Genomic DNA, 9767 nt, shown 5'->3' on the forward strand with positions numbered 1-9767 from the left:
AGGCGGGCGGGCATTGTCCCACGCCGCGGGCTGGCGCAAACCGGTCAAGGCAATCGCCAGAAAAATCGGTTCATCCGGCAGGGGGTTTTCATTGCGCGGAATGAAAACAGGCCCAATTTCAAAGAACGCCAGGCGGTCACTCAGGCGGGCATTTTTCTCCACCGCGTCCAGCACCGAAGCCAGCAGCGAACGACGCATGACCACCCGTTCGGGGCTGAGCGGGTTGCGGAGGGTCAGGTATTCGGGCTGCGGCGGGCGCGCCTCAGCCGGATACAGGCGCGCTTCCCGCTGCGGAGCGGTCAGGCGGTAGTTGATCACCTCCTGCAAACCCAGGCGGATGAGCGTCTGGCGTATTTCTTGTTCCAGTTCCAGGGCGGCATCCGAGCGCGGCGGCGGCAAAGGATCGGCCAGACTTGTGGAGGGGATGTTCTGATAGCCGTAAATGCGGGCAATTTCCTCAATCAAATCGGCTTTACCGGTTTCGCCGCTGCCAATATCCAGCCGGTGGGGCGGCGTTTTGGCCAGGACGCTATCGCCTTCAACCCGGCAGGTGAATTCCAGCCGGGTGAGCATCTCGGCAATCTGACCGGCGGTCAATTCAATTCCCAGCCAGCGGTGTACATCGGCTTCTGTGAGGCGGATTTCAGGGTCCTGCGGCGGGAGAGGATATTCATCCACCAAACCGGCGTAAATCTGCCCGCCGCTCCACTCGGCCATGCGGTTGAGGCACAACACCACTGCGGTTTCGGCAAGCGCAGGATGCACCCCGCGTGAAAAGCGATAAGCCGCTTCGGAGTTGATCCGTTGATGAAACGCTGTGCGCCGCACATTGACAAAGTTCCAGGCCGCCCCTTCCAGCAGCACACTGCGGGTTTGCGGGCTGACCTCGCTTTCCAGCCCGCCCATCACCCCGGCCAGCGAGAGCGGCCCAGCCGTATCGCACACCAGTACGGTGAACGGTTCGAGGGTTCGTTCCACGCCGTCCAGCGTAGTCAGTTTTTCGCCCGGTTGCGCCGCTCGGGTGATCATGGTGGGCGGTTTTCCGCCGGCACGGCGCACCAGCACATCATAATCAAAGGCGTGCAGGGGTTCACCCAGTTCCAGCATCACGTAATTGGTCGCATCCACCACGCTGTTGATCGGGCGCATGCCCGCCAGCCGCAATCGGCGCTGTACCCGGTAGGGGCTCGGTCGCGGGGTCACACCTTCCACCAGTCCCAGCACAAAACGCGGGTTGAGGTGGGGGTCGCTGATTTGAATGGCGGCCTTGCCGCGAATGGATGGCGCATCTTCGGGCAGGCGCGCCTGCGGGTAACGCAGCGGTTTACCGGTCAATGCCGAAAGTTCGCGCGCCACGCCAATCAGTGAGGCATCCCGAATCATATTTGGCAGAATCGAGATTTCCAGCACGGCATCGCCCATGTAATCCACCAGCGGCACGCCGGTTGGGGCATCATCATCCAGAACGATGATGCCCTCATGTTCGTCGGAAATGCCCAGTTCCTTCTCAGAACAGACCATCGAAAACGACTCGACCCCGCGGATTTTGGCGCGCTTAAGGGTGGTCAGCACCTGCCCCGGCTGATGACCGTCGTAAATGCGCGCGCCTTCGCGGGCATACGCCACCTTAATCGGCTTGGGCAGAACGCCTTTGCCCTTGTATTCAAACAGGTTGGGAGCACCGGTCAGCACGATGATCTCGCCGGTGCCATCGTTCAGTCGGCACAATACCAGCCGGTCGGCATTCGGATGCGGCATCACCTCGTCAATTTGAGCAACCACGATTTTATCCGGCTGCCACGAAAGTCCGCTGACCTTGAACTCGCGCGGGGTATCGGCCGGCAGGTCGGCATACGGGTCGGGCAAGCCCACCAGCTGGATCTCTTCTACCTCCAGCCCGGCCATGGTCAGGGTTTTCGCCAGATCCAGCAGGGAAAGGTCAATGTCAATATAGTCTTTCAGCCAGGAAAGCGGTATTTTCATCAGAACTGCTCCAGAAAACGAATGTCATTTTGCCAGAAGTAACGGATGTCCTCGATATGATACTTGAGCATGGCGATCCGCTCGGGGCCTAAACCGGCCGCAAAACCGGAAAAGACGGCCGGATCATATCCACCGTTTTGCAGTACCACCGGATGCACCATGCCGCAGCCGCCAATTTCCAACCAGCCGCTACCGCGGCACACACCGCAGCCTTTTCCGCCACAGATAAAGCATTCCATATCCACCTCGGCGCTCGGTTCGGTAAACGGGAAGTAAGAGGGGCGGAAGCGCGTCCGGACACCTTCGCCAAACATGCGTTTGGCAAACGATTCCAGTGTGCCTTTCAGGTTCGCAAAGGTGATTTGCCGCCCAACCGCCAGCAGTTCTACCTGATTGAATTGCATTTCATGGCTGGCGTTGGTTTGTTCATAGCGATAGACCATGCCCGGCAGGATGACGCGGATGGGGTGCGGCGCCATTTCGCGCATGGCGCGGATCTGACCGGGGGAGGTGTGCGTGCGCAGGATCACCCCGGGTGTGGTGGTGTGAAAGGTATCCCACATATCGCGCGCGGGATGATGGGCAGGAATGTTGAGCAATTCAAAGTTCAACTCCTCGGTTTCCACTTCCGGCGAGCGGTAAATTTGAAAACCCATTTCGATGAAAATGGCGCAGATTTCATCCAGCGCCTGAGTGGCAGGGTGCGCCCGGCCCAGCGCCGGCTGCCGCCCCGGCAGGGTCACGTCCAGCCGCTCGGCGGTCAGTTTACGTTCCAGCGCTTCGCGGCGCAGAACGGCGCTGCGTTCTTCCAGCGCATTTTCCAGCGCAATTTTGACCTGATTGGCTTTTTGACCGACCTGCTGGCGGATTTCTTTGGGGATGCTGCTCATACGGGCAAAGACCTGCATGACGGGCGCACTGCGCCCCAAATGAGCCGTGCGCCACCCGCCCAACTGCGCCTCGTCCTGTACCTGCTGCAGGGCATTCAGTCCATTTTGCAGAATCTGATCCAGTTCTTCCAAAATATTTTCGGAGTCGCTCACCTTTACCTCCTGAAGAAAGTGATTCGGTTAACAAAAATCCCGCCCCGGTCAAGGGACGGGAGGAAATTTCCCGCGGTACCACCCTGTTTGGCTGCCATTCCGGCAGCCCACTCAGCCCAACGGCTCCGCCGGCTGGCAGAACGATTGGCGCGCCGGTTAACGCTGGCGGTGCGGCCCGAACTACTGGCTCTCACTGGGGAGAGCGTTCCCCCGGGCGGCTCGGGAGGGAACTTCAACCGGTTTCTGCCGGGCTGGGGTCTCAGTCTGCGCCCCGGCCTCCCTGTCGGTTTCCGCCAGTTTACTTTCCTCCGTCACAGCCGTTTGCGGATTTGGAATACCCTTATTATCTTCAGAATGTGTTGCTTGTCAAGGCATCCGCAAGTTGCCGTTTTTTCAAAACCGGTTTGGTTTCCGCGTTTGCGTCCATTCGTAGTAAAATCAACGCGGCTTTTCCTACCCACCTGTCATCTCTGCTCAACATTTATGCGAAAACTGTTTGAATTGCGTCTCCCGGCTCAATTCTGGCTGATGTTTGCCGGAATGTTAATCAGCACCATTGGCGCCAGTATGATCTGGCCCTTTTTGATGATTTACGTCAGCGAACGGCTGGCTATGCCGCTGACCGTCAGCGCCGGTTTGTTGACCATCAATTCCGTTTGCGGGCTGATCAGTTCCTTCATTGCCGGTCCCATCATTGACCGACTGGGACGCAAGTGGGTCATGGCAATCAGTTTGCTGGTCAACGGCTTGGGGTATTTACTGATGAGCCGCGCCGAAACCTACCCGGCTTTTGTCCTGCTGATGATTCTGCAGGGGGCTGCTAACCCGCTCTATCGGGTCGGCGCTGATGCAATGATGGCGGATCTGCTTCCCGTCGAAAAACGGGTGGATGGATATTCGTTGATGCGCCTGAGCAACAATGTCGGTGTGGCTATTGGGCCGGCAGCCGGCGGTTTTATTGCTTCCATCTCGTACGAATACGCCTTCTACGGGGCAGCAACCGGGCTGGTGATTTACGGTCTGCTGATTGCCTTTCTGGCGCGGGAAACCCTGCCCCAGCCTGTCGGTGGGCCGGCGGCAGCCCTCCGACAGCCAGAACGCTTTGGGGGGTATGGGCATGTACTGCGTGACCAGCCCTACATGACCTTTCTGCTGGCGTTCATTTTTACCCAGTTGAGCGCCTCCATCATGTGGGTGCTGCTTTCGGTCTACGCCAAAACCCATTATGGCGTAACCGAACGGTTATACGGCATGATCCCGATGACCAACGCCCTCATGGTGGTCTTTTTCCAGATTCCGGTCACCATGCTCACCCGTCGTTTCAATCCTTTGCCGGTGCTGGCATTGGGCGGCTTGCTGTACGGACTGGGGGTTGGCAGCGTGGCCTTGGGCAGCGGCTTTTGGGGATTTTGGGCAAGTATGGTGGTGATGACCATCGGCGAGCTGGTGCTGGTACCCACTTCGTCCACCTATGCTGCCAATTCAGCTCCAGCCGATATGCGCGGGCGCTACATGAGTTTATATGGCCTGACCTGGAATGTGGCTGCCGGGATTGGGCCGGTCGCCGGCGGCTTTTTGAACGACTGGTTCAACCCACAGGCGATCTGGTATGGCGGCGGACTGTGCGGCATTTTCAGCGCGCTGTTATTCGTCTTCTTCTGGCTGCGCCGCCCGGCGGCTGAGCCTGCCCCGGCGAGCAAGATTCCCTGAGTCGCGTTTCAACCAATTGACGCAAGCCTTTCGCGTCAACTTGACAATCTGCACCATTATTCAGTATATTTGGAACGGATTTTAACCGGGGAAACCGCAACTTCGCGGGGAGAAGTCGGGTTTTCCCTGCAACATTGGCTTCGTTTTATCATCTGTACAAACAAGAAAGCAAGGACGATGGACATTGTTCTGCCCACCGCTGTTTTGCTCTTATTGATTCTTTCGGCATTAGCCCCTTTCATTCAGCAGGCGCAGTCCCAACGCGCCGGCTGGTTGATGGCAATTTTGCCGGCTGGGCTGTTTTTGACCCTGCTCGGCCGTTTGCCCGCCATTCTGGCCGGGCAGGTTTTTGCCTATCAACTGCCCTGGGCTGAAAGACTGGGGGTTACCTTCTCCCTCTACCTGGATGGTTTGGGACTGCTTTTCAGCCTGCTGATTCTGGGCATCGGCACGCTGGTTTTGATTTACGGCGGCGGCTACCTGCACGGTCATCATCAATTGGGGCGTTTTTATGCCTTCATCCTTTTCTTCATGGCTGCCATGTTCGGCGTCGTCATCAGCGATAACGCTCTGACCCTGTTTGTCTTTTGGGAATTGACCAGCATCAGTTCCTTTCTGCTGATTGGTTTTGATCATGAAAAAGAAGCCTCGCGCTATGCCGCCCTGCAAGCCCTGCTGGTGACCGGCGGGGGCGGGCTGGCAATGCTGGCCGGACTGGTACTGCTCGGTCAAATTGGCGGTAGCTACGAGATCAGCCAGTTGAATCAATTGGGAGATGTGCTGCGCAATTCACCGCTGTTTCTGCCAGCCTTTTTGTTGATTCTGGCCGGTGCGCTGACCAAATCGGCGCAGTACCCCTTTCATTTCTGGCTGCCCGGCGCCATGGCCGCTCCCACCCCGGTCAGCGCCTACCTGCACTCGGCAACCATGGTTAAGGCCGGGGTTTATCTCCTGGCGCGCTTAAGCCCCATCTTTGCCGGTACGGCTGAATGGCAGATGCTGGTCACCGGTTTTGGGCTGGCCACTTTTCTGGCGGGGGCGTTGCTTGCCATCGGTCAGGTGGATTTGAAAAAACTGCTGGCTTACACTACGGTTGCCTCACTGGGGACAATGGTCATGCTGCTCGGCTGGGGCAGCGATCTGGCCGTAAAAGCGGCCATGCTTTACCTGCTGGCTCATGCACTCTACAAAGGAGCCTTGTTTTTGGTCGCCGGCGCAGTGGATCACGAAACCGGCAGCCGCGATGTCAGCAAACTGAGCGGTTTGCGCCGCTCCATGCCGCGCACAGCCCTGGCCGGCGGGCTGGCGGCCCTCTCCATGGCCGGATTACCCCCCGCGCTGGGTTTCATTGCCAAAGAAGTTTTATATGAAACCACACTCGCAGCCCAGCCCCTTGCCGGCTGGTTGACCGCCGGGGCGTTGATCGGCAACGCCATTCTGGTAGCGGTTTCCGGGCTGGTTGGGCTGAAACCTTTCATCGGTAAACCGGGTGAAACTCCCCGCCATGCCCATGCCGCCCCCCTTTCACTTGATCTGCCGCCTTTGCTGCTGGCCAGCCTCGGTTTGCTGGCCGGTTTACTGCCCATGACGCTCGCCGCTCCGCTGGTGCAGGCTTCGGCTCAGGCAGCGCTCCTCCAGCCGCTCAAAGTCAAACTGGCCTTATGGCATGGTTTGAACCCGATGCTGGCACTCAGCGCGCTTACCCTGGCGCTGGGAGCGGCCCTGTATGCCGGCTGGAGGCCAGTTTGGGAACTCACTGCCCGCCTGCGCTGGCTGGGGCGCTTTGGCCCGGCTCATGCCTATCAGGTTGGGCTGGAGAATTTGCGCCGCTTTGCCTCCTGGTTGACCTATCGTTTGCAAAATGGTTATTTGCGCTTTTACCTGATGACCATCATCCTCACCACGGTGGCACTGGCGGGGCTGGCTTATCTGCGCGGCGCCAACGAGATCATCCTGCGCAACGATTGGGGAACCATCAATTTTTACGAAATTGTACTGGGGGCGTTAATCATCCTCGCCGCGCTGACCATCATCCGCACCCGCTCACGTCTGGCCACCATTGCCATCATGGGCATCGTCGGCTATGGGCTGGCGTTGATTTATCTTTTATACGGCGCGCCCGACCTGGCCATGATTCAGTTCGCCATTGAAACCCTGACGGTGATTCTGTTTGTGCTGGTGGTTTACCGCCTGCCGAAGTTCACCCGTCTGACCAGCCCGCCTGCCCGTCTGGCAGATTTTCTGGTTGCCATGACCGGCGGTTTGCTGATGACCATTCTCACACTGATCGTTACCGCCCGCCCGGTTGTACCGCACATTTCAGAATTCTTCATGCAAAACGCTCTGCGATTGGCCAACGGGCGTAATGTGGTCAATGTCATTCTGGTGGACTTCCGCGCTTTCGACACACTCGGTGAAATTACTGTGCTGGCGCTGGCCGGTATCGGCGTTTATGCCCTCATCCGCCTGACCATTGGACGGCATGAGATCATCATCCCACCCGCGGAGGAGGAAGACTGAGCATGGGTTCAATCATCCTTTATCTGGCTGCGCGTTACCTGATGCCGTTACTCATGGTCTTTTCCGTCTTTCTGCTCATCCGCGGGCACAATGAAATTGGCGGGGGGTTTGTGGGCGGGCTGGTTGCCGCCGCGGCGTTCATCTTATACGCCATTGCCAACAATGTTCAGGCTGCCCGCCGCATTTTACGCGTCCAGCCGCGCACGCTGGTTGCCGCAGGGCTGCTGGTTGCCCTCTTAAGCGGCCTGATCGGCTGGTTGAGCGGCAAACCGTTCATGACCGGCCTGTGGCTGAAAGACCCCCTGCCAGTAATCGGTAAAATTGGTACACCCCTGATGTTCGATGTGGGTGTGTATCTGGTGGTCATCGGCGTAACCCTGCTGATCATTTTCACCCTGGCGGAGGATTGAGATGATTTTTCTGCTGGCAATTGTGATTGGGGTACTCTTCACGGTAGGGTTGTATATGATGATGCGCCGCAGCCTGACCAAAGTATTGATTGGCCTGATGCTGCTGGGACAGGCGATCAATCTCTTGATTTTCACCGCCGGGCGTTTGCAGCGCGCCAGCCCTCCGCTCATCCCGCTGGGAGCCGATCAAATCAGTCAATCGGCGGACCCGCTTCCGCAGGCGCTCATTTTGACGGCGATTGTGATCAGTTTTGGGGTAACCGCCTTTGCGCTGGTACTGGCGCGCCAGACCTACACCGTGCTTGGCACCAACGACATGAACGAACTGCGTGATACCGACATCATCCCCAAATACCACCCCGAAATCCCCCCGGAAGAAGAGGAAGGTTACTAAATGGAACGGGTACTCTTGCCCTTATTGATACCCTTCTTGTTGATCATTCTCGCACTGTTTGCATGGAATACGCCGCGGGTACAGCGTCTGCTGGCGGTAGCGGGCAGCAGCGCTTTGTTGCTGGCAGCGCTGGCGCTGCTCCAACAGGTGCAGCGCAGTGGAATTGCAGTGACCCAAATCGGCAACTGGCCGGCTCCCTATGGCATCACCCTGGTAGCCGATTTATTCAGCGCCATCATGCTGGTTATTACGGGAGTAGTAGCCGTGCTGGTGGCCATTTACTCGCTGGAAGGAATTGACGAAAACCGGGTGGCGCACGGATTCTACCCCTTGTTCTTCGCGCTGCTGATGGGTGTCTGCGGCGCCTTCCTGACCGGGGATATTTTCAACCTGTACGTCTGGTTCGAGGTGATGCTAATGGCGTCCTTCGTGCTGATGGCGCTCGGCGGTGAGCGCGCTCAACTGGAAGGGGCAATCAAGTACGTTATCCTCAACCTGACTTCTTCGGCGCTGTTCCTCTCGGCTACCGGCATCCTTTACAGTGTGGCCGGCACGCTCAACATGGCTGATCTTTCCATTCGTCTGGGCGAGGTCAACTCCCCCGGGCTGGTAACCACCATTGCCATGTTGTATCTGGTGGCTTTCGGCATCAAGGCTGCCATTTTTCCGCTGTTCTTCTGGCTGCCAGCTTCGTATCACACCCCGCCGGTTGCTGTTACCGCTCTGTTTTCCGGTTTGCTGACCAAAGTGGGTGTCTATTCGCTGGTGCGTGTGTTCACCCTGCTCTTCCTGACCGATGTCGCCTTCACCCACACCATCCTGCTGGTGCTGGGCGGTTTTACCATGGTGATTGGAGTTTTAGGAGCGGCCGCGCAGTACGACATCCGCCGCCTGCTTTCCTTTCACATCATCAGCCAGATTGGCTACCTGCTGATGGGGCTGGGGCTGTACAGCACTGCCGGACTGGCCAGCACCATTTTCTTCATGGGGCATGTGATCGCCGCCAAAGCCGCACTCTTCCTCGTGGCAGGCATCATCCGGCGGGTCGGCGGGTCTTTCGATTTACGGCGCATCGGTGGGTTGTACCGCGATCAACCCTGGCTGGCAGTTCTTTTCCTGATTCCGGCGCTTTCACTGGCCGGTCTGCCGCCTCTTTCGGGATTCTTTGGTAAACTGGCACTGGTTCGCGCCGGTCTGGCGCAGGGTCAGTACGCCATTGTAGCGGTGTCCCTGGCCGTCAGCCTGCTCACGCTGTTTTCGATGACCAAAATCTGGATGGAAGCCTTCTGGAAACCGGGGCCTCAAAACGCTCCAGCGCAAAACCGGCCGGCCGGATTCAAAATAGCGCTGGTGCTGCCGGCTCTGCTCATGGGTTTGATCAGCGTAGGATTGGGTTTTCTGGCAGAGCCGGCCTACGGGCTGGCAGAACAGGCCGCCGGGGTATTAATGCAGCCGGCGCTATATGTGGCTGCAGTTCTGGGAGGTGTGCGGTGACCATCTTCCTGATGAACGTCCTGCTGGCGCTGGCGTGGTCGGCGCTTTCAGCACAATTTGACCCGCCCAATCTCATCTTTGGCTTTTTACTCGGCTATCTGGTCTTGTGGTTGACGGTGCGCGGTGACAACCGCTCCTACTTTACGCGTGTGCCGCGCGTGCTGTCCTTTCTGGCATTCTTCCTGAAAGAACTGGTCAAGGCCAACCTTAACC

At 58.1% G+C, this 9767-nt stretch carries 8 protein-coding genes; 6 read left to right on the forward strand and 2 right to left on the reverse strand.

The genetic code is table 11. The features are described from left to right. Positions 1-1983, reverse strand: a 1983-nt coding sequence (gene pheT / locus VAE48_RS01625) for a phenylalanine--tRNA ligase subunit beta (protein WP_322791563.1), incomplete at its 3' end; no start/stop codon positions are given. Beyond that, complete coding sequence (pheS, locus tag VAE48_RS01630) at positions 1983-3026, reverse strand: phenylalanine--tRNA ligase subunit alpha (RefSeq protein ID WP_322791564.1); 1044 nt, start codon at positions 3024-3026, stop codon at positions 1983-1985. The genes pheT and pheS, both read right to left, overlap by 1 nt. 483 nt (positions 3027-3509) lie before the next feature. Here pheS and VAE48_RS01635 point away from each other — a divergent pair, with 483 nt between their 5' ends. The 6 genes from VAE48_RS01635 to VAE48_RS01660 form a co-directional block, all read left to right on the forward strand. Further along, the gene (locus tag VAE48_RS01635; protein ID WP_322791565.1) at positions 3510-4736 is read left to right on the forward strand and encodes an MFS transporter; all 1227 of its coding nucleotides are present in this window, start codon (positions 3510-3512) and stop codon (positions 4734-4736) included. A 177-nt stretch (positions 4737-4913) separates the two neighbouring features. After that, positions 4914-7256 carry a putative monovalent cation/H+ antiporter subunit A gene (locus tag VAE48_RS01640; RefSeq protein WP_322791566.1) on the forward strand — a complete coding sequence of 781 codons (2343 nt, stop codon included), beginning with the start codon at positions 4914-4916 and terminating at the stop codon, positions 7254-7256. A gap of 2 nt (positions 7257-7258) precedes the next feature. After that, entirely contained in the window at positions 7259-7666 is a 408-nt protein-coding gene (locus tag VAE48_RS01645; RefSeq protein WP_322791567.1) for a Na+/H+ antiporter subunit B, read from the forward strand. Position 7667: 1 nt separating this feature from the next. Further along, complete coding sequence (locus VAE48_RS01650; protein WP_322791568.1) at positions 7668-8060, forward strand: Na+/H+ antiporter subunit C; 393 nt, start codon at positions 7668-7670, stop codon at positions 8058-8060. Then, positions 8061-9554 (forward strand): Na+/H+ antiporter subunit D, encoded by a 1494-nt coding sequence (locus VAE48_RS01655; protein WP_322791569.1) that lies wholly within the window; start codon positions 8061-8063, stop codon positions 9552-9554. Further along, positions 9551-9767: Na+/H+ antiporter subunit E (locus VAE48_RS01660; RefSeq protein WP_322791570.1), on the forward strand; the 217-nt coding region annotated here is incomplete at its 3' end. The genes VAE48_RS01655 and VAE48_RS01660, both read left to right, overlap by 4 nt.

It is taken from the genome of Bellilinea sp. (assembly GCF_034432615.1).
Classification (GTDB): Bacteria; Chloroflexota; Anaerolineae; order Anaerolineales; family Anaerolineaceae; genus Bellilinea.